The 1,242-nt window shown below is 40.9% G+C and carries 3 protein-coding genes; all 3 read left to right on the forward strand.

Annotated elements, in window-relative coordinates; all coding sequences use genetic code 11:
* A partial coding sequence (locus tag HP456_RS24125) for a MurR/RpiR family transcriptional regulator (protein ID WP_172255699.1) occupies positions 1-280 on the forward strand: 280 nt, incomplete at its 5' end.
* 32 nt (positions 281-312) lie between these two features.
* Complete coding sequence (locus HP456_RS24130) at positions 313-1,017, forward strand: N-acetylmannosamine-6-phosphate 2-epimerase (RefSeq protein ID WP_172255702.1); 705 nt, start codon at positions 313-315, stop codon at positions 1,015-1,017.
* Positions 1,018-1,032: 15 nt separating this feature from the next.
* A partial coding sequence (locus HP456_RS24135) for a dihydrodipicolinate synthase family protein (protein WP_172255705.1) occupies positions 1,033-1,242 on the forward strand: 210 nt, incomplete at its 3' end.

The raw sequence follows: 1,242 nt of genomic DNA on the forward strand, positions 1-1,242 counted from the left end.
CACAAAAGACATTGTAGATGCCATTAAAACAGCCAAGGCCAATCAGGCAACCATAATCGCATTAACAGCGTACGTGAAATCACCGTTAACCAGGTATTCAGATGTGGTGTTATTGTCTTCAGCTAAAGAAAGTCCCCTCGATAGCGGATCATTAATATCGAAAATCTCACAATTGTATTTAATCGATCTTATTTGTACAGGGTTAACGATGAAAAATTCTGAACAAGCAGAAACAATTAAAATGAAAATATCCGAAAACTTATCAATTAAGCTTTATTAACTTTGTGAATACCTACCTAAGGGGCGAAAAAAATGAATGAAAAAAATATAGTAGAAAGCTTGAAAGGAGGTTTGGTCGTTTCTTGCCAAGCTTTAGAACACGAGCCTCTGCATAGCTCATACATTATGTCAAAAATGGCCCTTGCCGCTAAATTAGGCGGCGCAGCAGGCATCCGGGCAAACAGCTATGAAGATATTGTCGCGATTAAACAAGAGGTTAACCTTCCAGTTATTGGGATTGTAAAACGGAATTTTGAAGATAGTTCCGTATTTATTACAGCCACGATGACTGAAGTCGATGAAGTGGTTCTGGCCGGGGCAGAAATTGTAGCTTTAGATGCGACAGATCGTCCAAGACCAAATCAACAGACACTGGAAAATTTTTATCGTGAAATAAGAGCGAAATACCCTGAAGTCATTTTAATGGCGGATGTCTCAACGTTCAAGGAAGGCATGAATGCAAGCAGGCTTGGATTTGACCTTATTGCAACCACGCTTTCAGGCTACACGGAGTATACGAAGAATGTACATTCGCCGAATATCCAGTTGGTTGAGGAGCTGGCTAAAAGAGTAGATATCCCGATTATGGCTGAAGGCGGGTATTGGAAAGGCGAAGATTTACAGCGTGCTGTATTAGCAGGTGCACATGGGTGTATCGTCGGATCAGCGATTACTAGACCGATGGACATTACCAGGCATTTTGTGGATTGCTTGCAAACAGAAGGAATTAAACGATAAGAGGGAGCGATAGTCATGAATGGAATTTTTACAGCATTAATGGTTTCGTACGACCAGGATGGAACGATCAATGAACAAGGATTGCGTGAGATTATACGCTATAATATCGACGTATGTAAAGTAGATGGGCTCTATGTGAACGGTAGTACTGGAGAGAACTTCATGTTATCAACCGAGGAAAAGAAGGAAGTTTTCCGGATTGCGAAGGATGAAGTGAAGAATCAA

This window comes from Bacillus haikouensis (assembly GCF_013179555.1).
In the GTDB taxonomy this organism is placed as follows: Bacteria; Bacillota; Bacilli; order Bacillales; family Bacillaceae_B; genus Rossellomorea; species Rossellomorea haikouensis_A.